This is a genomic window from Methylobacterium sp. 142-1Y, assembly GCF_057747795.1.
The window spans coordinates 5,318,844-5,341,235 of sequence record NZ_CM173224.1 but is presented as its reverse complement, the minus strand read 5'-3'; the positions used below and the strand labels follow the sequence as shown (position 1 = coordinate 5,341,235).

The following is a 22,392-nucleotide window of genomic DNA, read 5'->3' as shown; positions in this document are numbered from 1 at the left end:
GCGCGCGACCGGCACGGGGTCCCGTGCCGGTCGCGATCGCGGTCTCGATGGGTCGCGAGGGCGGCAGCCTTGTCCGCCCGCCCTCGCGTGACGCCCGACTTACGCGGCGTACTGGACCTTGGCGGCCTCGTCCTCGACCTTCTTCAGACCGTCCTTGGCCGACGCAAAGGCGCGGTCCTGGGCCTTGAAGGCCTGCTCCTGGGCCTTGGCGACGAAGCCCTCGTACGGCTTCGCCATCTCCTTGGCGAGGTTCTGGTAGAGCTCGGTCATCTTGGTGGTCTGGGCCACGAGACGCTCGTAGGAGGTCTTCATGTACTCGGTCTGGATCTCGACCGCCTTGTCGAGCGAGCGCACGCCGGCGAGCTTCTCGAGGGTGGCGGTGCCGAGCTCGAAGGACTGCTTGGCGAAGTCGGTCGCCTCGACGGCGATCGCCTGGCTGGCCTTCGACAGGGTGCCGAAGCTGCGCAGCATCGCGTCCATGCCGTCCTTGCCGAACTTCTGGGCGGCTTCGGCCTGCTGGCTGATGGTCTGCTGGTTCATGGTCTGGTGACGCCTCCGGGAGGCGCCCCTCCTCGCGCGGCATTCAGGGCTTCGGCAGGGCAGCCCGCGCGTCGCGCCCCGCTGCCTCGCAATATGTGCAGCGCACAAAATTCGTCAAGAGAGAATTGTGCGTTGCACAATGACGCGAATCCGAGCATCGGAATTCGTCGCCGGTTAACCGGGGCGTAACCGAGCCTCCCTAGCCTGATTGACAGTGATGCCGATGCGCCACGCCGTTCGTCGCGGGGCGCGGTCGGTCCAGGGCGTCGCCGCTGTCGCAGGCGCCCTTTCCATCGAGTGGGGTATCTGCGTGATGCGTTGCGTTCACGGCCAATCTGGACCCGCGCTGCCGGCCGTGCTCGCCGCCGCGGCGGTGCTGACGGCGCTCACCGCCTCGCCCGCCGAGGCGCGCCGGCGCGCCCATCACGGCGGCGGCGGAGGCTACAACCCGCCCTACGCGGCGATGGTGGTCGATGCCAAGACCGGCCGCGTGATGCACGCGGTCAACGAGGACGCCCTGCGCCACCCGGCCTCGATAACCAAGGTGATGACGCTCTACCTGCTGTTCGAGCAGCTCGAGCGCGGCAAGATGGACCTCGACACGCCGCTGACGGTCTCGGCCAACGCCTCGCGGATGCCGCCCTCCAAGCTCGGCGTGCGCGCAGGCTCGACCGTGACGGTCGAGGAGGCGATCAAGGCGCTGGTGACCAAGTCCGCCAACGACATCGCCTGCGCCATCGGCGAGAACATCGCCGGCTCGGAGGCCGCCTTCGCCGAGATGATGACGCGCAAGGCCCATGCGCTCGGCATGAGCCGCACCCACTACGCCAACGCCTCGGGCCTGCCCGACGCCGACCAGATCACCACCGCCCGCGACCTGACGATCCTCGCCCGGGCGATCCAGGAGCGGTTCCCCAAATATTACCGCTACTTCCAGACCCGCTCGTTCGCCTTCCACGGCCGGGTGATCGGCAACCACAACCACCTGGTCGGCCGGGTCGAGGGCGTGGACGGCATCAAGACCGGCTACACCCGCGATTCGGGCTTCAACCTGATGACCTCGGCCCGCATCGGCGAGCGCCACATCGTGGCGGTGGTGCTCGGCGGCAAGTCGGTGGCGAGCCGCGACACCATCATGACCAAGCTCGTGCGGGCCAACCTGCCGGTGGCCTATGCGGGCGCCCGCACGGCGCCGCCGGTGGTCGAGGTGGCCGAGCGGCCGCGTCCCGCCGTGGTCGCCGAGCGCCCGGTCGCGACCCGCACCCTCGTGGCCTCCGCCGACGAGGACGATGCGGTCGAGACCACCAACTCCACCGGCCAGCCCCTCGACATCGCGCCCCGCGGCGGCGCCACCCCGCAATCGTCGACGAAATGGCGCGCGGGTCTCGGCGCGGTGCCGGCGAGCGCTCAGGCCTATGCGCCGGCCCCCGCTGCCGCCTTCCCGGCGGCCGGGGCCAAATACGCCTCGCGCCTGCCGGCCTCCGAGCCCGGCGAGGCCCGGGCCCCGCGCGAAGCCGCCGCGCCCGCCGCGAAGGCCGTCACGGTGACGCCCTGGGTGATCCAGCTCGGCGCCATGGACGACGAGGGCAAGGCGAAGTCGATGCTCGCCGAGGCGCGCCAGCGCAGCGGTGGGGCGCTCGGCAAGGCGGCGCCCTTCACCGAGAAGGTGACCCATGGCGGCACCACGTTGTTCCGCGCCCGCTTCTCCGGCTTCTCGGAGGCGGAGGCCGCGCAGGATGCCTGCCGGGCGCTCAAGCGCAACGGCTTCACCTGCTTCGCGACCCGGAGCTAGCAAATTTCCCCTCCCCCCTGTGGGGAGGGGTCAGGGGTGGGGGTGGTGCAGGATTGAGCGCTGCGGTGCCTCCTGCACCACCCCCAACCCCCATACCCCTCCCCATAAGGGGGAGGGGAGGCGCGCAACGCCAACACGTATGCGCCCGTAACAACCGGAAAATTCTCAAACATCCCCTGCCGCGGTGCGTCCCTGCCGCGGCGTCGTCGACACGCGCGTGGAGTATCAGCGATGTCGGTTGAGCAGAAAGTCCTTGGCCGCGTTGACGCGGGCCGCCAGGTAGTCGGACCCGCCCTGGTCCGGGTGAAGCCGCTTCATCAGGGCCCGGTGCGCCCGGCGCACCTCCTCGAGGGGCGCCCCGCGCTGAAGCCCCAGGATCTGATAGGCCTCCTCCTCCGTCATCGGCCCTGGCTGCGCCGCACCGCGCGGCCCCGGGTCGCGGTCAGCCTCAGCGTCTACGCGCCATCCGGCAAACCGGCGGTCCAGATACGCCTCTAGCAGCCGGGCGCCGTCCGGGTCGCCCATGCGGCACTCGGACAGGAGCGCGACGAGGCGCGGCAGGGCCAGGCCGTCGAGGGCCTGGCCGGCGAGCGGCCCGGTAAGCACCGTGCCGCGCATCGCGCCGCTGGCGTGATCCAGCTCCATCTCCAACAGGGCGGAGCGCACCCGCGAGACGGCATCGGCCCGCGGCGCGGCATTGCCGAGGCCGAACCGGCCGCCGAAATTGCCCATCCGTCCCAGGCCGAAGGGCAGGGGGGAGCCCTGGCGCCAGCCGAGCAGCCAGGCGCCGCCGAGGCCGAGCGCGCCGGCCATGTCGAAGCGTCCGCGTAGGAACAGGAGGGCGGCCGCGGCCAGGGCCAGCCAGCCGCCGGCCTGGCGGATCACCCGGGCGATCGTCTGGGGATTCGCATTCGCGTAGTGGCGGCCGAGCCACCACAGGCCGACGAGGACCAGGACACCGAGGCCGAGGGCGATCATGCGTTGTCCATCACCCTCAAACGCGCGAAAGGGTCGTGTCTACCCGCCGGTCATGCCGACGAGGAGCCGGCGCGCCGCCGCATCCTCATGCGCGGCCAGGCGCAATCCGTCGAGTCCCCGGGTGGCGTAGATCGCCGCGGCGCGCAGGAGCGCCGCCAGCACCTCCGGCGCCGTGAGATCGAACCGCGCCGAGGCGCCGCCGCTCAGCCGGGCGATCTCGGAAAATCCGGCGGCGACCGTCGGGTCAGGCCCTTCGTGAAAGCAGAAGGCCGGCAGCCCGAGGAGGCCGAGTTCGCCGGCGACGCCGCAGAGGTCGTCGATGTCCTCCTCAATCGCGTCGCCGACCAGCACCAGGGCCTTGACCGGGCCGCGCCCGGCCTCGTTGCGGACGTGGCGCAGGACCCGGCCGATCTGGGTCTGGCCGCCCTGGCAGGTCACCGCCCGCATCAGGCCGGTGAGCGCGCGGGCGTCAGAAACGAAGCGCGAGGCCCGGCACTCCGACAAACCCCGGAAATAGACGAGTTGCACCGCGAGGCCGCCGAGCCGGGCCGTCGCCTCGAACATCCCGGCCTGGACCCCGCAGGCGAGGTCCCAGGTCGGCTGCCGGCTCATCGTGGCGTCCAGCGCGAAGATCAGCCGCGGCGCATCGCCGACGGGCGCGGCGACCTGCCGCGCCGTCTCCAGGAAGGCGTCGACCGCCGCACCCCGCGCCCGGTCGAGGTCGGACCCGGCCATCCGCCGGTCAGTGCCGCCGGATGCTGCTGGAGGTCAGCGCATGGACCGAGAAAAGCGCCTCCGGATCGGTCCAGACCCGGGCATGCTCCCAGCCGGCGCCGCGGGCCAGCGCCCGGAAGCCCGGCACCGTGTACTTGTAGCTGTTCTCGGTGTGGATCGTCTCGCCGGAGGCGAAGTGGAACGGTACGCCCGCCACGGTGACGAGTTGGCTGCGCCGGCTCACCAGGTGCATCTCGATCCGCCCGAGATTCTCGTCGAAGAAGGCCTGGTGGGCGAAGCCGTCGAGGTCGAAATCGGCGCCGAGTTCGCGGTTGATGCGGGTGAGCAGGTTGAGGTTGAAGGCTGCCGTCACACCGGCGGCGTCGTCGTAGGCCGCGTCCAGCACCGCCTTGTCCTTCACGAGGTCGATGCCGACGACGAGCGTGGCCCCGGCCCCGAGCGTCCGGGCGAAGCTGCCAAGGAGCGCGGCGGCGATCTCGGGCTCGAAATTGCCGATCGTCGAGCCCGGGAAGAAGCCGACCTTGGGCGCGTCCCGCAGGTCGTCGGGCAGGGTGACGGGCCTGGTGAAGTCCGCCGCCACCGGCTCGACCCGCAGGCGCGGGAAGTCGCGGCCGAGTTCCTCGGCCTCGCTGCGCAGGAACTCCTCCGAGACGTCGATCGGCACGTAGGAGGCGAGATCGGTGAGGTGCGGCAGCAGGCGGCGTACCTTGGCGGTGGAGCCGCTGCCGAACTCGACGAGGGCCGCGCCCGGCGGCAGCCCGGCGGCGATCTCGGGGCCGTATTGGTCGAGGATCGCGAGTTCGGTCCGGGTGGGATAGTATTCCGGCAGCCGGGTGATCTGCTCGAACAGATCCGAGCCGCGCCGGTCGTAGAAATACTTGGCCGAAAGATGCTTCTGCGGGGCGCGCAGGCCCGCTATCACGTCCTGGAGGAAGGTCCGGTCGATGCGTGCGGGGCTCTGTTCGAGATGGGGAAGCGGGGCGTTCACGGGCAGGCACTCCGAAATCGGGCGGGCGCCGTCGCGGCACCCGGATCGAGGCGGATCACGCCTCAGGCTTGGTATCGAGATAGACGCAGGCCCGTGAACTGCCAGCGCTGGTGGGGATAGAAGAAGTTCCGGTAGGTCGGCCGGCTGTGGCCCGCGGGCGTCGCCACGGAGGAGCCGCGCAGCACGAACTGGCTGACCATGAACTTGCCGTTATACTCGCCGAGCGCGCCCGGCAGCGGCCGGTAGCCCGGATAGGCGGAATAGGCGCTGCGGGTCCATTGCCAGACATGGCCGAAGGCGGCGTCGAGGGAGTCGCAGGCCGCCTCCCACTCGGCCTCCGTCGGCAGGTCGCGCCCGGCCCAGCGGGCGAAGGCGTCGGCCTCGTAGTAGCTGACATGGGTCACCGGCAGGGCCGGATCGACGGGCTTGAGGCCGGCCAGCGTCATGCTCGACCACACTCCGTCCTGGCGCCGCCAGTAGCCCGGCGCCTCCCAGCCCTCGTTCTGGACGGCTACGAACCCGTCGGAGAGCCACAGTTCGGGCTTGGCGTAACCGCCATCCTGCATGAATTCGAGCCACTCGCCGTTGGTGACGAGGGCGCGGTCGATCTCGACCGGCCGCAGCAGCACGTCGTGGCGGGGCTCCTCGTTGTCGAAATGGAAACCGGAGCCCGCATGGCCCATCTGCGTCACGCCGCCGTCGAGCGCCACCCGGCCCGGCTGCTGCGACAGGGCGCGCCAGCGCCAGCCCTCGTCATAGGCCGGCAGCAGCGGGTTCTGGGCGAAGGCGTGCAGGATGTCGGTGAGCATCAGCTCCTGGTGCTGCTGCTCGTGGTGCAGGCCGATCTCCACGATGGCGACGATCTCCGACACCTGCGCCTCGGGGGCACCGGCGATCAGGTCGGCGACCTGGCGGTCGACATGGGCGCGGTAGGCCGCGACCTCGTCGCAGGTCGGCCGCGTGACGAGACCGCGGCTGATCCGCGGCGCGCGCGGGCCCGCCTGCACGTAGTAGGAATTGAACAGGTAGAAGTATCGCTCGTCGAAGACGGTGTAGCCCGGCACCATGGCCTTCAGCAGGAACTGCTCGAAGAACCAGGTCGTGTGGGCGCGGTGCCACTTGGTCGGGCTCGCATCCGGCATCGACTGGATCTGCTGGTCCTCCGGGGACAACGGGGCGGCGCGGCGCTCAGACTCGTCGCGGACATGGCGGAAGGCCGCGATCCAGGCGCCCCGATCGACCGGGCGGGCATCGGCGGGCGGCGGAGGGAAGGCGGGGCGCGTCTCGTGTCGCATGTCGAGGACCTGGGCGGTCGCGGTCGCTGCCATCGGATCATCCCTCATGCGTAGACGGATCGTTCACGATCAACGTTGGTCAGGGGAATCCGTTTCTCCAGCGCGGCGTTACCGCGCAGCTTGAGGCGGGCGCCGGCCCGGCCGCTTGTGCGTTGCAGGAGAAGCGGGGCCTTTTTGCCGCCGCAGTGACCAAGCCTTAACGATCGCGCCGGACTCTCGCCGGCAACCTTCCATCCCTCTCGGTCAAGACCTCCCATGCGGTTCGATCTGATGGCCGGCACTGCCGCGGCGCCCCTGGCGCCGATCACCCGTGCCCCCGTGGTCCTCGTGTTCGATTCCGGCCTCGGCGGCCTCACGGTGCTCTCCGAGGTGCGGCGCGCCCGGCCCGATGCCCGGGTGGTCTACGCCGCCGACGATGCCGCCTTCCCGTATGGCGGCCTCGCCGAGCCGGTGCTGGTGGCCCGCGTGCTCGCCGTCATGGAGCGGCTGATCTCAGTTCACGCCCCCGACCTCGTGGTGGTGGCCTGCAACACCGCCTCGACCCTGGTGCTGCCGGCCCTGCGGCAGCGCTTCGACATCCCGTTCGTCGGCACCGTGCCGCCGATCAAGCCGGCGGCGGCCGCGACCCGCTCAGGGTACGTCAGCGTGCTCGCCACGCCCGGCACCGTGCGCCGCGACTATACCCGCGACCTGATCGACACCTACGCGGCGGGCTGCCGGGTCACCCTCGTCGGGGCGACGGGGCTGGCGGCGCTCGCCGAGGCGGCGCTCTCCGGCCTGCCGGTCTCGGACGCCGACCTCTGGGCCGAGATCGGACCCTGCTTCGTCGAGGGCGAGGCGGGACGCACCGACGTGGTGGTGCTCGCCTGCACCCATTACCCGCTGCTGCTCGCTCGCTATCAGGCGATCGCGCCCTGGCCGGTGACCTGGATCGACCCCGCCCCGGCGATCGCCCGGCGCATGACCCAGCTGATCGGCGGTCCTTCCCGGAACCTCGTCGACGACATCCCGGGTCCGGTGCTCGCCGCCTTCACCTCCGGCGACCGGCTGACGCCGGCCCTGCGCGCGGCGCTCGGTGACCGGGGCGTCGCCGAACTCGCCGTCGAGGCGATGCCGCTCGTCCTCCAGTAGAGGCTTGAGCCCCGTGACCCTGATGCGGGTGGCGGCCGGCCTGCTGCTCGTGGTCCTCGTCCTGTACGGCGCCGTCGTGGCGGCGTTCTGGTGGTTCCAGCGCGGCCTCCTCTATCCGGGACAGGGCGGTCCGGTCCCGGCGACCGGCGCCCGCCTGCCGCCCGACCTCCAGACGATCGCCGTCCCGACGCCGGACGGCGAGCGCCTGCGCGCCCTCTGGCTGCCGCCGGCCCCCGGCGCGGGCGTGGTGGTGACGTTCCACGGCAACGCCTCGCTGCCGGAATGGCACGCCGAGCGCTTCGCCGCCGGGCCCTGGCGGGCGCAGGGCTGGGGCGTGATGGCGCCGGCCTATCGCGGTTATCCGGGCTCGACGGGGAGCCCGAGCGAGGCCGGCCTGATCGCCGACGGGCTCGCGGCGCTCGCCGAGGCGCGCCGCCTCGCGCCGGGGGTGCCGGTGCTGCTGCACGGCCATTCGCTGGGCGCCGCGGTCGCCGTCGCGGTGGCGGCCCGGGCCGGCGCGTCGGGCATGCTCGGCCTCTATCTCGAGGCGCCGTTCGACTCGATGACCGCGATGGCACGCCACCATTTCCGGCTCCTGCCGACGGGCCTCCTGTCCGATACCTGGCACTCCGACCGGATCATCGGCGCCGTCTCGGTGCCGATCCTGATCGTCCACGGCGATGCCGACCCGGTGATCCCCGCCAAGTACGGCGCGCGCCTCGCGCGCGCCGCCAAGGCCGAGTTCGTCGAGGTGCCAGGGGACCACGTCTCGATCCTCGGCAGCCGGGACGACGAGGCCGCGGCGCGGTTCCGACCGGGCCCCTGACTCTTGACCAAGTAAGCTTTGTCGCCTAAGAGCGCCCGGTTCGCGGGGCTCCGGTTCGGGGCCCCGAAACATTTTGCGCACCCGCGAGCGGCTCGTCACGGCCGCTCTGTCGCCCCGGTTTACGGGGGGAGGAGGGCGCGTTCCTCTCACGACGTGATGCATTTCTAGAGGACACGCGATGTCGAAACGCGTTCAGGCGAAGCACAAGCTCGATCGCCGCATGGGCCAGAACATCTGGGGCCGCCCGAAGAGCCCCGTGAACCGCCGCGAGTACGGCCCGGGCCAGCACGGCCAGCGCCGCAAGGGCAAGATGTCCGACTTCGGCACGCAGCTGCGCGCCAAGCAGAAGCTCAAGGGCTACTACGGCAACATCACCGAGAAGCAGTTCCGCCGTTACTACGCCGAGGCGATCCGCCTGCGCGGTGACTCGGGCGAGAACCTGGTCGGCCTGCTCGAGCGCCGCCTCGACGCGGTGGTCTACCGCTCGAAGTTCGTGGCGACCCCCTTCGCCGCCCGCCAGTTCGTGAACCACGGCCACATCCGGGTGAACGGCGTGCGCGTCAACATCCCGAGCTACCTCGTCAAGCCCGACGACGTGATCGAGATCAAGGAATCCTCCAAGCAGCTCGAGATCGTCGTGGTGGCGAGCCAGCTCGCCGAGCGCGACGTGCCCGACTACATCGAGGTCGACCACGGCAAGATGACCGCGCGCATGACCCGCGTGCCGACCCTGTCCGAGGTGCCGTACCCGGTGCAGATGGAACCGAACCTGGTCATCGAGTTCTACTCGCGCTAGTTGCGCGACGCCGAGAACCGAGAGCTTTTGGAAAGCCGCCCGAGAGGGCGGCTTTTCTTTTTCAGGCTTGGCGCAAAATCCCCCGCATGCACCGCGGGCCGGGGATGTCGGCTCGTCAATCCCCGAGCGCCGCCCGGATCCGCTCCGCGTGCTGGGCCAGCACGGCCGGATCGGCCATGCCGTCGACGTGGCGGCGCGGCGCGACGCCCTCGTGCCGGGGCAGGACGTGGACGTGGAGGTGGAACACGGTCTGGCCGGCCGCCGCCTCGTTGTACTGGTAGACCGCGACGCCGTCGGCCGCGAAGGCGGCCTTGGCGGCCCGGGCCACGGTCCGGACCGCGGCGTAGAGGTGGCCGAGGGTGGTCGGGTCCGCATCGAGGAGGTTGCGGCTCGGCGTCTTGGGCACCACCAGGGTGTGGCCGTCGGCCTGGGGCATCACGTCCATGAACGCGATGACGTGCGCGTCCTCGTAGACCTTGTGGCAGGGGATCTCGCCCCGCAGGATCTTGCCGAAGATGTTCTGCGGGTCGTAGGCGGTGTCCGTCATCGCATCGTTCCTGTCGGGACTCGGATCGGTTCGCGGGCCGATCGCGCCACCCGCCCGGTCGTCCCGGGGCCGCGACGCGGAACCCGGGATGACGCAGGGCGAGGGCGTCGCCGGACCTTATCCGAACGCCCCTTCAGCCGGAACCGGGTCAGCCGGCCGCCGCCGCCGAACGCCGCTCGACCAGCCGCGCCAGATACGCTGCGCCGAGCGGGATGATCGCGTCGTCGAAGTCGTAGGATGCATTGTGGACGGCGGCCCCGGCCTTGCCGTCGAGCCAGGCATAGGTGCCCGGCACGGCGAGCAGCATGTCGGCGAAATCCTCGCTGCCCATCTTGGGCTCCGGCGCCGTGTCGACCTTGGCCGCCCCGAACAGCTCGGTGGCGATCTCCGCGGCGGCCCGCGTCTGGGCCTCGCTGTTGCGCAGGACCGAGAAGATGTTGCGGATGTCGACGACGATCTCGGCCCCGAAGGTCGCCGCGATGCCGGCCGCGATCTCGCGCAGGCGCTGGGCCACCAGGGCGCGGATGCCGTCGTCGAAGGTGCGGATCGTGCCGGCGAGGTGGGCCTCCTCCGGGATCACGTTGTAGGCCGCCCCGGCATGGACCTGGGTGATCGACAGCACGGCCGATTGCAGCGGGTCGGCGTTGCGGCTGACGATCGTCTGGAGCGCCTGGACCAGGGCGGCCTGGACCACGACCGGATCGACGCCGCGATGCGGCTGCGCCCCGTGGGCGCCGCGGCCGACGATGCGGATGTCGAAGAAGTCCGCTGCCGCCATCGCGGCACCGGTCCGGACCGACAGCTCGCCGAAGCGCCCGCCCGGGTTGTTGTGCAGGCCGTAGACCTCGTCGCAGGGGAAGCGCGAGAACAGCCCGTCGGCCAGCATCGCGCGGGCGCCGCCCAGTCCCTCCTCGGCGGGCTGGAAGATGAACACCGCCGTACCGTCGAAGTCGCGGGTCTCGGCGAGGTACTTGGCGGCGCCGAGCAGCATCGTGGTGTGGCCGTCATGGCCGCAGGCGTGCATCTTGCCCGGCACCGTCGAGCGGTAGGGGAGGTTCGTCGCCTCCTCGATCGGCAGCGCGTCCATGTCGGCGCGCAGTCCGATGCGCCGGGTGCTGGTGCCGCGTCCCGTCAGGACGCCGACGACGCCGGTGCGGCCGATCCCGCGATGCACCTCGATGCCCCAGGAAGCGAGCTTGTCCGCCACGATGCCGGAGGTGCGCACCTCCTCGAAGCCGAGCTCGGGATGGGCGTGGAAGTCGCGCCGGATGGCGGTGAGCGCGTCGAGGTCGGCGGCGATGCGGTCGATCGGGGACATGCGGCGAAGGCGCTCCGGACTTGCGACCCGGGATGCGGGCCGGACGGGGCGCATCCTCCGGTGTCGTCACTCGCGAGTCCAGGGGCGCGGATGCATACCCGCGCCCCCGGCGACCGCTCAATCGGCGATGGCGCCGTAGACGAGCTGCTTGATCTCGCGCCGGTAGAAGGCCCGGCTCGGTCCCGGCGCCTGGGTCATCATCACCACCGCCAGGTCCTCCTTGGGATCGACCCAGAAGAACGTGCCGGCATAGCCCGCCCACATGAATTCGCCCTTGGAGCCCGGCACGCCGGCGATGCCCGCGTCTTTCCGCACCATGAAGCCGAGGCCGAAGGTGTAGCCGGGCACGCCCATCAGCAATTCGCCGGGGCCGACCACCGGCTTGATCCGGTCGCCGAGATGGTCGGCGGTCATCAATTCGACGCTGGTGCGGCTGAGCACCCGGGCGCCGTCGAGGCTGCCGCCGTCGAGCATCGCTTGCGCGAAGCGCAGGTAATCGGCCGCCGTGCCGTAGCCGCCGGCCCCGCCGGAATCGTTCTTCGGCACCGCGCCGTCGATCAGCCGGTTCGGCGCGCCGGTGGCGGGATCGGTCGGCAGCGCCTGGGCGATCCGCCCCGCCTTGTCGGCCGGCACCGAGAAGCCGGTCTCGCTCATCTTCAACGGCCGCAGCACCCGCTCGGCCAGGTAATCGCCGAGGCGCTGGCCCGACGCCTTCTCGACCACGCGGCCGAGCACGTCGACGGCGAGGCTGTACTGCCAGACCGTGCCGGGCTGGTAGGCGAGCGGTGCGCCGGCGATCCGGCTGGTGAACTCCTCGGGGGTGAGGTCGGTGGTGTTGTAGTCGAAATCCGGCTTGAACAGCCCGGCCTTGGCATAGGCCGCCTTCACCGCCGGGTTGGTGGTGATCTCGCCATAGGCGAGGCCGGCGGTGTGGCGCAGGAGATCCTGGATTGTGGGCGCGCGCTCAGGCACCACCAGATCGGGCGCGGCCTCGCCGAGCGCGTTGGGGCGGGTGCCCGCCACCTTCAGGTCCTTGAACTCGGGCAGGTATTTCGAGACCGGGTCGGTGAGCTGGAGCCGGCCGTCCTCCATGAGCGTCATCGCGGCAACCGAGGTCAGCGGCTTCGTCATCGAGTAGATGCGGAAGATCGCGTCCTGAGGTAGCGGCGCCCCGGCGGCCTTGTCGCGAAAGCCGACGCTCTCGGCATAGGCGAGACGCCCGCGCCGGGCGATCATCACCACGGCGCCGGGCAGGCGGCCGGCCGCGACCTCCTCCTCCATGACCCGCTTGATCCGGCCGAGGCGCTCGGAGGACAGCCCGACCTCCTCCGGCCGGGCCGGCGCCAGGGCCTCGCCGCCGCGCGGCCTCAGGGCCTGATCCGCGAAGGCCGGGGTGGCGAGCGCGGTGACGAATGCCCCGATGCAGCCCAGCAGGAACCGGCGGGACGCGCGCCCGCGTCCTCCCTCGCTCTTGCGCATGGTGTCTATCTCCCGAACCGGAGCCTCTTGCCGGGCCCCGTGGGAGGAGCGTAGCTGCCGGAACGGCGGGACGCTACGGCGCCGTCAGTCGTCGCCCTTGCGGAACGGCGTGGCCTCGTCGAGGGCCTCGGCCGCCGCCTCGACGTGGCGCGCCTCGCGGGCGAGATAATCGGCGATGGCCGCGCGTAAAGACGGATCGGCGATGTCGTGGGCCGAGTGGGTGATGACCGGGCGGTAGCCGCGGGCGAGCTTGTGCTCGCCTTGCGCCCCCGCCTCGACCCGGGCGAGGCCGCGGGCGATCGCGAAGTCGATCGCCTGGTAGTAGCAGACCTCGAAATGCAGGAAGGGGTGATCCTCGATGCAGCCCCAGTTGCGGCCGTAGAGGGCGCGGTCGCCGATCAGGTTGATGGCGCCCGCCACGTACTGCCCCTCGCGCTTGGCCATCACCAGCAGGATGCGCTCCGGCATCCGCTCGCCGATGAGCGAGAAGAAGCGCCGGTTGAGGTAGGGCCGGCCCCATTTGCGCGAGCCGGTATCGACGTAGAACCGGTAGAAGGCGTCCCAATGCGCCTCCGTCAGGTCCGAGCCGGTGACCCACTCGATGGTGAGCCCGGCGGCCAGCGCATCGCGGCGCTCGCGCTTGATCGCCTTGCGCTTGCGCGAGGCCAATGCTCCGAGAAAATCGTCGAAGGTGGCGTAGCCCGCATTGTCCCAGTGGAACTGCTGGTCGACCCGGCGCAGGAAGCCGAGATCGCCCGCCCGCTCGGCCTCGGATTCGGGCAGGAATGTCGCGTGGATCGAGGAGGCCTCGACCTGCTTGCGCAACGCCCGCAGGCCCGCGACCAGGGCGGCGGTGGCCTCGTCCGGGTCCTCGCCCGGGGCGATCAGGAAGCGCGGGCCGGTGACGGGCGTGAACGGCACGCTGACCTGGAGCTTCGGGTAGTAACGGCCGCCGGCACGCTCGAACGCGTCGGCCCAGCCGTGATCGAACACGTACTCGCCCTGCGAATGGGACTTCAGGTAGCAGGGCGCATAGCCGATCACCTGGCCATCGCGCTCGGCGGCGACGTGCAGCGGCAGCCAGCCGGTGCGGCCGCCGACGCAAGCGGAATCCTCCAGCGCCGACAGGAAGGCGTGGCTGACGAAGGGGTTGTAGCTCTCGGCCGCGCCAGAAAGCGATTCGGCCGAGAGCGCGCAGCGGTCCCACGCGGCCGCCGCGATCTCGGAGATGCGCTGGACGACGCGGACCTGCAAGGTGCCCGTCTCCGGGGTGGCGCCGCACCCTGCTTCGCCGGTCTGTTCCATGGTGACCGGAGTTAGGTCGCGGCCGGCGGCTCGGCAATGCGGCGCGGCCTCGCAGGAGCGACGGAACCCAGGCGGAACTCTCGGGCCGCTTTGCTGATTTGTATCTCACCATGATGGACGACGACACCACGACGCGCCCGCGCGTCCCGACGGCGATGCCGAACCCGCAAGGTTCCCCAAACCCGCTCGCGCAGGCCTGGGACGACCGGATCGCCCGGCTGCTCGACCTGCTGCCGAAGCGGGTGGGCGATGCGATCGCCTGGCTGCGGGCCCCGTCCCGGCGCTGGGTCCGGATTCCGGCGGCGATCCTGCTGATCCTCGGCGGCTTCCTGGCGGTCCTGCCGGTCTTCGGCCTGTGGATGCTGCCGCTCGGCCTCGCCCTCCTGAGCGAGGACCTGCCGGGCATGAAGCCGTCGCTGGAGCGCTCGGCCCGCTGGCTGGAGGACAAGTGGACGCGGGTCGTCGCGTGGTGGCGCGGCCGGTAATCCGGCATGGAATCCGCCACCGGAAGGACGCAACCGTCCCACCGCACAGGGTCATCCCGGGGCCGCGCAGCGGAGCCCGGGATCCAGACCCTCAGGTGATAAAGAAGAGAGCGTGACGCCGTCCGCTCTATCCTGAACCCTCCGCGGTTCTGGATTCCGGGCTCCGCTGCGCGGCCCCGGAATGACGCGGAGATCTATAGTTACTCTCGCGGCAAGAAAAGCTTCGTCGCTCCTCAGACAACGGCCCCCTAGTTTAACGACGTCATCGCCCCCGTCCGCGGCGCCGGCCAGGACACCGCCGGCAGGTCGATGTTGGGCAGTTCGACGCTCACGGAATCCCCCGGCATCAGCGCCATGGTCTCGTCGGCGCCGATCTCCTGCACGCCCGTGCCGGCCTGGCGGCTGACGCGGTAGGTCGGCTTGGCGCGGCGGGCCTGGGCGCGGTCGGTGAGGAAGCGCGGGGCCGAGACCTCGGCCTCGAGGATCAGCCGCTCGGCCACCTCCATCCGGGGCTTCAGCTGCTCGAGCTGGCGCTGGGTGTCGCGCGCCTCCGCGGTGACCTCGGTGGCGCGCCGGCTGCGCAGGTCGAGGATCGAGAGGTCGGCCCGCGAGATCGATTCGCGGGCGCGCAGCAGGTCGGTGGTGGTGCGCAGCTTCTCGCTCTCCATCTGGGCCATCGAGCGGCCGGACGCGATGGTGCGCTGCTGGGTCGCCAGCCCGCGCTCGGCGAGCTGCTCGTTGCTGCGGATCTCGGTGGCGATCAGCTTGATCTGGGTATCGATGGTGGCGAGCTGGCCGTTCAGCGCGTCGATCTGCTGGCGCAGGAAGCGCTTGAGGTCCTCGATGGCGTCGACCTGGGTCGCCAGCGCCTTGCGGCGGGCCTCGAAGATCGAGGTCTCGCGGTCGATGAGCGCCAACAGGCCCGGATCCGGCCGCCCGGTCAGTTCCTTCGGCAGCTCGATCTTGGGCTTGTCGTCGCGCTCGGCGGCGAGGCGGGCGAGCCGCAGGGTGAGTTGGTCGCGGTCCTTGTGCAGGCCGGCGAGATCGCCCCGTGCGGTGATCGCGTCGCGTTCCAGGCGCAGGAGCCCGCCATCGGTGACCCGCGGCGGTCCGCCGGCGAGCGCCACCGCCTTGCCCACCGTGAGCCCCGGCCGGAAGGCGTATTCGCCCGGCTTGTCGACGGCGCCGCTGATGTAGAACGGCCGGTAGACGGCGATCTCGACCGCGGTGTCGGGCGGATCGGCCAGGTCCATCCGGTCGCGCAGGCGCCGGGCGACCAGCCGGCCGACCTCCCGGGTCGGCAGGCCGGCCACCGGGATGTCGCCGATGATCGGCAGGGACAGGGTGCCGTCCGCCCCGATGGTGAACTCGTCGTTGAGCGCCGTCCAGGCGAAGATCTCGTCGCGGCTCGCCCGCCACTCGAACACCCGCAGCCGGATGCGGTCGAGCGGCCCGAGGGCGTAGCCGGGAAGTAAATTCGACGGGGTGCTGGCGGCGACCGGTGCAGGAGCCGGCGGGGCGGCGGGTGCCGGACGCGGCCCGTTCGCCGCGCCCGCGAACCCGGCCGGCAGGCAGAACGCGCCGAGGAGGAGCCCGCACCGGAGGGAGGCGGGAAGACTTTGTGCGGCTCGCATGCGGATCAGGCCTTCTCGTCCCAAAAGAATCTGTCGCCGAAACCTCTCGTCCCGACAGGCCGGCCGGCACGGCGCCGGGCTCGTTGCCGGTGCAGGCTCATGGCCGGTGCGGGCTCATGGCCGGTGCGGGCTCGTCCTGATGCAGGACCTTGCCGGTGAATGCCGCAGACCCTCGGCCGTCCGGCGCCACGGCGCAGCCTCCCAATAAGCGGTAGGGGCCGCACCACCCCTTAGCGCCTTGCCTCTCCCACCCGTGTTCACCTTCGCTTCGTCGGGCGATGGGCCTGCATCCGAACGGCGTAATACAAGATTAAGCGACGTATATCCGCGTGCTATTGTGGTGAAATTGACCGAACGGTCGCGCCTCTGCCTATCGTTAACCGCTCGTTAACGGTGGAGACGGCGCATGGCTCGTGGAGCACGACCGCAATCCCGCGTGGGCGGTGGTGATGAACTTGGCAGTAATGGGCTCGCCGGGAATACCCTGACCGGAAGGAGCGGCTTGACCGGGCGGAGCGGCCTGGTCGGAGGGAGCCTGGCCGGGAGCGGGCTCGGAGGTGCGGTGCCGGCCGGCGGCCTCGCGCTCCTGCTCGCCCCGGGATTGCTGGCTCCCGGGGTGCTGGCCCAGAGGCATCTGGCCCTCGCGCCGCCAGTCGAGGCCGGCACCGTGCCGGCCGTCGCCCGGAGCCGTCCGGCGATCCCGGCACGGCCCGGGGCGGGTCCGGTCGTCAAGCGCGCCGTCGACCTGGTGGGCGCCGCCCTCGGCCTGGTGCTGCTGCTGCCGCTCTTCCTCGTCGTCGCGGTGCTGATCAAGTGCGATTCGCGCGGGCCGGTGCTGTTTCGCCAGAGCCGCATCGGCCTCGGCAACCGGCCGTTCCGGGTATGGAAGTTCCGCACCATGACCTGCTGCGAGAACGGCAGCGTGGTCCGGCAGGCCCGGCGCGACGATCCGCGGGTGACCCGGGTCGGCCGGGTCCTGCGCCGCACCAGCCTCGACGAGCTGCCCCAGCTCGTGAACGTGCTCCTCGGCTCGATGTCCCTGGTCGGGCCGCGGCCGCACGCGGTGGCGCATGACGCGCAGTTCACCGGTACGGTCGCCCGCTACGCCGATCGGCACGCGGTGCGGCCGGGCATCACCGGCTGGGCCCAGGTGCGCGGCTGCCGCGGCGAGACGCCGAACGCCGCCGCGATGCAGCGCCGGGTCGATCTCGACCTCGCCTATATCGAGCATTGGTCGCTGCTGCTCGACCTGATCATTCTGGCGATGACGCTGCGCGAGATCTTTCGCTCGCAGGCCGCCTACTGAACTCCTCCTCCCGCTTCATCATCATGTCCCGGCCGCGCGCCCGCGCAGCCGGGACATGATCCTTGCCCAAAGGATTATTTTCTTGATGATGATCGTCGATCTCCTCCTCTGCGCCCTGGCGCTCGCCGGCACGGTGCCGGTCCTGGTCCTCGCCGCGCAGGTGCTGGCCTCGCTGCCCGCCCTGCGCCCGGCGCCCCTGGCGCCGCGCCGCCCCTCCCTGGCGGTGCTGGTGCCGGCCCATGACGAGGCCGGCCAGATCGCCGGCACGGTGGCTGCCTTGCGCGCCGGCCTCGGCCCCGGCGACCGCCTGGTGGTGGTGGCCGACAATTGCCGCGACGCCACCGCGGCGACCGCCCGGGAGGCCGGGGCGGAGGTGGTGGAGCGCCACGACCTCGCGCGGCGCGGCAAGGGCTACGCCCTCGATTGCGGCCATCGTCACCTCGCCCGGACCGGGCTACCCGAGACCCTGGTGGTCGTCGATGCCGATTGCGCCTTGAGCCCGGCCGGCCTCGACCGGATCGCCCGCTTGAGCGCCGCCCTCGACGGCCCGGTCCAGGCGGCCTACCGCCTCGATCCACCGCCGCAGGCCTCCTCGTCTCTGCGCCTCGCGACCTTCGCGACGGTGGTGAAGCAGATCGGCCGGCCCCTCGGCGCGAGCCGCCTCGGCTGGCCCTGCGGCATCTCCGGTACCGGCTTCGCGGTGCCGACGCGCCTCCTCGGCAGGGTCGGGCTCGCCAACGGCCACATCGCCGAGGACCTGAAGCTCGGCCTCGACCTGGCGCTGGCCGGCCATCCGCCCCGCTTCTGCCCGCAGGCCGAGGTGACGAGCGCGCTCCCCGCCGGCGCGGCGGCGCGGCGAGCGCAGCAGACCCGCTGGGAGCACGGCCACCTCTCGCTGATCGCTCCCTATGCCGGCCGGCTTCTGCGTGCCGCCCTGCGCCGGGGCGATGCCCGGCTCGCGGCGCTCGCCCTCGACCTCTGCGTGCTGCCCCTGGTCACCCTCGCGCTGGCGGAGGCCGGGCTCGCCGGTCTCGGTCTCGCCTGGTGGGCGATCGGCGGCGGGGCGGGACCGCTGCTGATCGCCAGTGCCAGCCTCGCCCTCCTCGTCCTCGCCTTCGGGCTCGCGGCCCGGCGCTGGGGCGGCGGCCTCCTGCGCTGGCACGACCTCGCCGCCCTGCCGCGCCTCGTCGCCGGCAAGGCCGGGATCCTCGGTCGGTTCGCGTTGCGGCGCCGGTCGGAATGGGTCCGGACCGAGCGGGCCGGGGAGGGGCCGTCGGTGGGGTAGGGGCCGTGCGCCGGGGCGGGAGCCCCGGCGGTTGGGAGCCCCGGCGGTTGCTTGAGACCGACCGGGTTTTTCCACGGGGGGATTTTTATAACAGCCAAGTCGTACGGTTTCCGATTGCTCGCTTCGCGATGCGGAAACCGGCTTCGCTCAGGCGCCGCACGGGCGGGTGATACGGCGTCCGGAAGGAATCTTCCGGACGCCGTATCATTCCCGGGCCGCGACAGCGGAACCCGGAATGACGAAGAGGGTACGAGATCCCACCGAGGGGAAACCCGGGGCAAGGTTGGGGCCGCGCTCAACCCGCCGAACTCCGCGAGGGCTCCCCCGGCATCCCCACGCCGGACAAACCCGCCGCCCGCATCCGGGCCGCGTCGAGCACCGCCGCCATCGCGGGCGCGACCGCCCGGAAGGTGGTGCCCTCCGCCACCGTGCGGCGCGCGCCCGCGCCGAGGCGGGCGCGGGCAGCGGGGTCGTCCCACAGGGCCGTGATCGCGGCGGCGAGCGCCAAACAATCCTCCGGCGGCACCAGGAGGCCGTTCTCGCCCTCGATCACGTAATCCTCGGTCCCGGCGGCCCGGGTCGCCACGACGGGCTTTCCCAGCATCATCGCCTCCAGCACCGTGACCTGGCCCGAGGTGAAGGCCGTGTTGCGCAGGGGCACGACGTTGACCCGCGCCCGCCCGCAGAGGTCGTGGCACTCGGCGATCGTGAGGCCGCTGCGCACGGTCACACGGGGCGGCAGGTCGAGGCCGGCGACCGCGTGGGCACCGGCGACGATCACGGTGGGGAGCCCGAGGGGGGCGACCGCGGCCGCCAGGGTGGCGTAATCCCGGTTGGCCGAGCCCATGGCGAGCACGAAGGGCGCGTCGTCCTCCCGGGTCTCTCGCGGCTCGTCGTGGATCGACAGCGGCACGAACACGAACCGGTCGCGGGGCAGGTCCAGCCATTCGGCGTAGAGCCCGACCTCGCGGCGGGAATGCACCACGAACACATCCACCTCGCCCAGCAGGCCCCGAGCGAGGCGCGCCTTCCAGCCCCCCGGCGTGCGGCCGAGGTTGAAGCACCAGGCGACGAGGGGCACGTCACGCCGCCCCAGCAGGCGCTTGATCACGGCGGCCGTGACGGCGAGTTGCGGGAAGCCGGTCATCAGGCCGACCCCGCCCCGGGGCGCCGCCCGTACCAGGCGCCAGGCGGCCCAGGCATGGCGCAGGTAGTCGAACCATTCCGCCGCCCCGGTCACGGCCCGCGAGCGATCGTGGTCGTAGGGCGCCGGCGCCGTCGTGAAACGATGGGGAGCGCCGACATGGCGGGGAATCCAGTCGCCGCCCTCGTCCCGCAGGAAGGGGACCGCGAGGACCCACTGCATCGAACCGGCTGTCGTCATGGTCGATCCGAAGTCTCGCCCGGGCGCGCCCGAGGCCGCTGTCAGGCAGCTTAAGGACCGGCCGGCCGGACCGGAGCGGGACAATCCGGCGGCGCGGGCCCCGAGAAAGGCGATGGGCTCCGCCGAAAGGGGCAGGAGCGCCGCCCCGTCCGGCGAGGGCCGGGCGTCCGAAGGCATCGCTTCGCGCGCCGCCAAGTCTCGCTACCCTGCTACCCGCTATCCTGCTGCCCGCTACCCTGCAGGCGACCCCGCCGTCCTCGCTGCCGGGAGATCCACGCCGATGCCCCGTTCCGCCGCTCTCCTCGCGCTCGGCCTCACCTTCTGCCCCATCCTCGGCCTCGACCTCTTCGGCACCCCCGCCCGGGCGGAAGGGCCGTTCCGCGATCCCGTCGCGCAGCCCTTCGCCTCGACGAGCATCTGGAACACGCCGCTCGGCCGCGGAGCCACGTTCCAGCCCGGCGCCGGGCCTGAGACGGCGCTCCTGCGCAACCAGAATGCCGGCGGGCCGGCCGGCGCCTATGCGTGGATCGGCGGCCACGCCTTCGGGATCTACCGCCAGGGACCGACCGATCCGGAGCGGAGCTGGACCTATCGCGGGCGGCCGCCGACATTGCCCTGGCCGCATGGCGGCAGCCCGGGGGGAGGCCGCTTCACCTTGCGCACCCCACCGGGCATCGCCTTCCTGGGCGGCACCGACCGGCACGCGGTACTGGTCGACGCGGAGGGGCGCTACGCCTACGAGATCTGGCTCGGTGCCTTCGATCCGGCCCGCAACCTCTATTCGGCGCAGTACCTCGTGCGGACCGACCTGCGCGGCAGCGGCATTTCCGCGACGCCGGGCGCCCAGGAGGGCGTGCGCGCCTTCGGCGGCTCGCTCATCGGCGGCCTCGTGCGCCGGGCCGAGCTCGAGCGCGGCGAGATCCGCCACGCCATCGCGATGGCGGCGAGCACCAGCCAGGCGAGCCCGACCCGCATCGTCTGGCCGGCCTCCTCGACCGACGGGGGCGGCCACAACGGCCATACCGGCGTGATCCCGATGGGGGCCCTGTTCGCGATCCCGCCGCAGGTCGATCTCGGCCGCCTCGGCCTGACCACACCGGAGGGGCGGGCGCTCGCCCGGGCGTTCCAGGAGTTCGGCGGCTACATCACCGACACCGCCGCCCGCACCCTGGTGATCGCCTACCTGGAGGAGGGCTGCACCGACCGGCAGATCGACCACCTGCAATCGGACAAGGACCGGATCCTGTCCGTGCTGGCGATGGTGACGAACAACGAGGCCGCCCATCCGGGCGGCCCCGGCCCCCGGGTGGCGGCCCCGCCGCCGCCCCTGGAGGGGGAGTGATACCAACGGTCGTTGAAAACGACCTTTGGTTCCGGTCTCGAATTTTCGCCAAGCCTCGAATTTACGACAAGCCCGAGGTCCCGGACTTCTGGGCTTGGTGTCGACAATTCGAGATGGGTCGACGGCCCCGTCGATCTCGGGCTTGCCCGAGAGCGAATCGATGCGTCAGCATCGTGGGCCGTTGGTATGATGCATCACCTGTATGCATCACCTGTGCGTCTGGATTCCGGGTTCCGCGGCGCGGCCCTGGAATAACGCGGAGGGTGGCAGCTCTGTCGCGCGAGAATATCAGTGCAGACGGATACCGCTCGCCACGACGACGACACCCCGACCTCGGCCGGCTGGACCGCGTCGGGGAATGGACAGCGCGAAAGGCAGCCCGGGCTCGCGCTCCGGGCGGGACCGCGCGGGGGAGACCGGCCCCCGCGCCCCCTGGCGTCACAGCTTCATGTCGGACCGGGATTCGAAGGCCCGGATCGCCACCTCGGTCCGGTTGGTCGCCCCGACCTTGCGCATGATGTTGCGCACGTGAACCTTGACGGTGCTCTCCTTCATGTTGAGCTCGAAGGCGATGATCTTGTTCGCCTTGCCCTTCTGCAACTGCTCCAGCACCGCGGTCTGGCGCGGGGTGAACTGGCTGCGGGGATCGGCGGCCCCCGCCTCCTCGGCCCCGCCGCGGCGCTGCAGCAGGCAGCTCGCCGGCACGAACACGCCGCCGGCCCGCACCAGACGCATCGCCTCGATCGCGACCTTCAGGCTGACATTGGTGGGGATGTAGCCGCGGGCGCCCTCGTTGAGGCGTTCGACGATCTCGCTCGGATCCTCGCTGTCGCAGAGCAGGACGAGACTGGTATTCGGCCCGATCCGCGAGCGCAGGGCGGCCTCGCGCTGGGTGGAACCGCGGCCGGCTTCCCGCGGATCGTAGTAGAGCACGACCAGGTCGCCGTCCCGATGCCCGACCTTGCCCCGTTCCCACTCGTCGATCGACGCGAAGGTCACGACGTCGTGGTCGGGGATCGCCTCCGCCAGGCAGTTGCGCAGGCACTCCCGCACCAGCTGGCGCGGCTCGATGATCGCGATGGCGGGCTTCAGTCCGGCTTCCTCCTCGGGCTGGGACGCATCCATCGCGGGTTCGCTCACTTCGACCAGTCTGCGGCCCCGCGAAGCGAGGCCGTAATCAACGAGAGCAGGCGTCGACATGCTTCACCTCCACCACTGTACGATCG

At 71.5% G+C, this 22,392-nt stretch carries 19 protein-coding genes and 1 pseudogene; 8 read left to right on the top strand and 12 right to left on the bottom strand.

Going from position 1 to position 22,392, the window contains the following annotated elements; all coding sequences use genetic code 11:
• Positions 1 to 198: 198 nt before the first annotated feature.
• Positions 199 to 525, bottom strand: a pseudogene (locus tag AC3AOF_RS24550) (phasin family protein); the annotation flags it as partial.
• A 328-nt stretch (positions 526 to 853) separates the two neighbouring features.
• On the opposite strand from AC3AOF_RS24550, the gene AC3AOF_RS24545 reads away from it, so the two are divergent.
• Positions 854 to 2,332, top strand: coding sequence for a D-alanyl-D-alanine carboxypeptidase (locus AC3AOF_RS24545; RefSeq protein WP_488346746.1), 1,479 nt, complete (start codon positions 854 to 856; stop codon positions 2,330 to 2,332).
• Between the two features lie 225 nt (positions 2,333 to 2,557).
• Here the strand turns inward: AC3AOF_RS24545 and AC3AOF_RS24540 are convergent, their stop codons facing one another.
• The 4 genes from AC3AOF_RS24540 to egtB all read right to left on the bottom strand — a co-directional run bounded on the left by AC3AOF_RS24540 (position 2,558) and on the right by egtB (position 6,361).
• Entirely contained in the window at positions 2,558 to 3,310 is a 753-nt protein-coding gene (locus AC3AOF_RS24540) for a DnaJ domain-containing protein (protein ID WP_236988388.1), read from the bottom strand.
• A gap of 39 nt (positions 3,311 to 3,349) precedes the next feature.
• Entirely contained in the window at positions 3,350 to 4,045 is a 696-nt protein-coding gene (locus AC3AOF_RS24535) for a VWA domain-containing protein (protein WP_236988389.1), read from the bottom strand.
• A 7-nt stretch (positions 4,046 to 4,052) separates the two neighbouring features.
• Entirely contained in the window at positions 4,053 to 5,033 is a 981-nt protein-coding gene (gene egtD / locus AC3AOF_RS24530) for an L-histidine N(alpha)-methyltransferase (RefSeq protein ID WP_488346745.1), read from the bottom strand.
• 62 nt (positions 5,034 to 5,095) lie between these two features.
• A complete protein-coding gene (gene egtB, locus AC3AOF_RS24525; protein ID WP_488346744.1) occupies positions 5,096 to 6,361 on the bottom strand; it encodes an ergothioneine biosynthesis protein EgtB in 1,266 nt (421 codons plus the stop codon).
• 222 nt (positions 6,362 to 6,583) lie between these two features.
• On the opposite strand from egtB, the gene murI reads away from it, so the two are divergent.
• From murI to rpsD, 3 genes are all read left to right on the top strand, one after another.
• Positions 6,584 to 7,459, top strand: a complete 876-nt coding sequence (gene murI, locus AC3AOF_RS24520; protein ID WP_236988392.1) for a glutamate racemase — start codon at positions 6,584 to 6,586, stop codon at positions 7,457 to 7,459.
• A gap of 13 nt (positions 7,460 to 7,472) precedes the next feature.
• On the top strand, positions 7,473 to 8,285 hold the full coding sequence (locus tag AC3AOF_RS24515; RefSeq protein ID WP_488349047.1) for an alpha/beta hydrolase: 813 nt from the start codon (positions 7,473 to 7,475) through the stop codon (positions 8,283 to 8,285).
• 178 nt (positions 8,286 to 8,463) lie between these two features.
• Complete coding sequence (gene rpsD / locus AC3AOF_RS24510; protein WP_048433566.1) at positions 8,464 to 9,081, top strand: 30S ribosomal protein S4; 618 nt, start codon at positions 8,464 to 8,466, stop codon at positions 9,079 to 9,081.
• Positions 9,082 to 9,196: 115 nt separating this feature from the next.
• Here rpsD and AC3AOF_RS24505 read toward each other — a convergent pair whose 3' ends face one another.
• The 4 genes from AC3AOF_RS24505 to AC3AOF_RS24490 all read right to left on the bottom strand — a co-directional run bounded on the left by AC3AOF_RS24505 (position 9,197) and on the right by AC3AOF_RS24490 (position 13,730).
• Positions 9,197 to 9,628 (bottom strand): HIT family protein, encoded by a 432-nt coding sequence (locus AC3AOF_RS24505; protein WP_236988393.1) that lies wholly within the window; start codon positions 9,626 to 9,628, stop codon positions 9,197 to 9,199.
• A 148-nt stretch (positions 9,629 to 9,776) separates the two neighbouring features.
• On the bottom strand, positions 9,777 to 10,946 hold the full coding sequence (locus AC3AOF_RS24500; RefSeq protein WP_488346743.1) for a M20 aminoacylase family protein: 1,170 nt from the start codon (positions 10,944 to 10,946) through the stop codon (positions 9,777 to 9,779).
• Between the two features lie 117 nt (positions 10,947 to 11,063).
• Positions 11,064 to 12,425 carry a serine hydrolase domain-containing protein gene (locus AC3AOF_RS24495; protein ID WP_488346742.1) on the bottom strand — a complete coding sequence of 454 codons (1,362 nt, stop codon included), beginning with the start codon at positions 12,423 to 12,425 and terminating at the stop codon, positions 11,064 to 11,066.
• An 84-nt stretch (positions 12,426 to 12,509) separates the two neighbouring features.
• On the bottom strand, positions 12,510 to 13,730 hold the full coding sequence (locus AC3AOF_RS24490) for a GNAT family N-acetyltransferase (RefSeq protein ID WP_236988396.1): 1,221 nt from the start codon (positions 13,728 to 13,730) through the stop codon (positions 12,510 to 12,512).
• 155 nt (positions 13,731 to 13,885) lie between these two features.
• Here AC3AOF_RS24490 and AC3AOF_RS24485 point away from each other — a divergent pair, with 155 nt between their 5' ends.
• Entirely contained in the window at positions 13,886 to 14,215 is a 330-nt protein-coding gene (locus AC3AOF_RS24485; protein ID WP_236992669.1) for a hypothetical protein, read from the top strand.
• A gap of 248 nt (positions 14,216 to 14,463) precedes the next feature.
• Here the strand turns inward: AC3AOF_RS24485 and AC3AOF_RS24480 are convergent, their stop codons facing one another.
• A complete protein-coding gene (locus AC3AOF_RS24480; RefSeq protein WP_236988397.1) occupies positions 14,464 to 15,849 on the bottom strand; it encodes a polysaccharide biosynthesis/export family protein in 1,386 nt (461 codons plus the stop codon).
• Positions 15,850 to 16,351: 502 nt separating this feature from the next.
• Here AC3AOF_RS24480 and AC3AOF_RS24475 point away from each other — a divergent pair.
• Together AC3AOF_RS24475 and AC3AOF_RS24470 are read left to right on the top strand one after the other, a co-directional pair.
• Positions 16,352 to 17,155, top strand: a complete 804-nt coding sequence (locus AC3AOF_RS24475; RefSeq protein WP_488346741.1) for an exopolysaccharide biosynthesis polyprenyl glycosylphosphotransferase — start codon at positions 16,352 to 16,354, stop codon at positions 17,153 to 17,155.
• Positions 17,156 to 17,240: 85 nt separating this feature from the next.
• Positions 17,241 to 18,440, top strand: a complete 1,200-nt coding sequence (locus tag AC3AOF_RS24470; RefSeq protein WP_488346740.1) for a glycosyltransferase family 2 protein — start codon at positions 17,241 to 17,243, stop codon at positions 18,438 to 18,440.
• 295 nt (positions 18,441 to 18,735) lie between these two features.
• Here the strand turns inward: AC3AOF_RS24470 and AC3AOF_RS24465 are convergent, their stop codons facing one another.
• On the bottom strand, positions 18,736 to 19,824 hold the full coding sequence (locus AC3AOF_RS24465) for a glycosyltransferase (protein ID WP_488346739.1): 1,089 nt from the start codon (positions 19,822 to 19,824) through the stop codon (positions 18,736 to 18,738).
• Positions 19,825 to 20,104: 280 nt separating this feature from the next.
• Between AC3AOF_RS24465 and AC3AOF_RS24460 the strand changes: the two genes are divergently transcribed.
• The gene (locus AC3AOF_RS24460; RefSeq protein WP_236988401.1) at positions 20,105 to 21,166 is read left to right on the top strand and encodes a hypothetical protein; all 1,062 of its coding nucleotides are present in this window, start codon (positions 20,105 to 20,107) and stop codon (positions 21,164 to 21,166) included.
• Between the two features lie 438 nt (positions 21,167 to 21,604).
• Here the strand turns inward: AC3AOF_RS24460 and AC3AOF_RS24455 are convergent, their stop codons facing one another.
• Complete coding sequence (locus tag AC3AOF_RS24455) at positions 21,605 to 22,291, bottom strand: response regulator transcription factor (protein WP_488346738.1); 687 nt, start codon at positions 22,289 to 22,291, stop codon at positions 21,605 to 21,607.
• Between the last annotated feature and the right edge of the window lie 101 nt (positions 22,292 to 22,392).